This is a genomic window from Streptomyces sp. SID12488 (assembly GCF_010548275.1).
In the GTDB taxonomy this organism is placed as follows: domain Bacteria; phylum Actinomycetota; class Actinomycetes; order Streptomycetales; family Streptomycetaceae; genus Streptomyces.
Window position 1 is genome coordinate 1 of sequence record NZ_JAAGLT010000122.1, and the last position, 460, is coordinate 460.

The following is a 460-nucleotide window of genomic DNA, read 5'->3' on the forward strand; positions in this document are numbered from 1 at the left end:
TCCTGACGGCCGCCAGCAGGTCCTGAGGACCGTGCCCGCCTATCAGATCTCCCAGATAGAAGCCAGGGACTGGAAACAGGCTCGGGTGGACCGCGAACTCAGCTTGATGCGCCATGAGTTCGCTACGCACGGCCCGTCCACGGACCAGTGGCCGCTGTTCGAGGTACGAGCCCACCGACTGGGCGAGCACCGCTTCAGGGTCTCGCTGAGGATCAGCCTGCTCCTTCTGGACGCCCACACCGAGGCTCTTCTCGCCCGAGAATTCATCGAGCTCTATCGGAACCCGACCAGCTCTGCCGCGAAGCCGGCACCGCGCTACCGCGACCATGTTCTCGCCTTGACCGAGAGCGAAGGCTCGGCGTTGTACCAGCGCGCCGCCGACTACTGGCATGCCCGCATGCCGCTGCCGGGGGCGCCGGACCTACCCCTGGCCCTGCAACCGCAGGAGAGCACCTCCCGG

Annotated in this window: 1 protein-coding gene; it reads left to right on the plus strand. The window is 67.0% G+C overall.

Annotation, left to right across the window (positions count from 1 at the left end; genetic code table 11):
* Positions 1 to 22 precede the first annotated feature (22 nt).
* Positions 23 to 460 (plus strand): condensation domain-containing protein (locus G3I56_RS42800; RefSeq protein ID WP_239135476.1); only part of this gene is annotated, 438 nt, incomplete at its 3' end.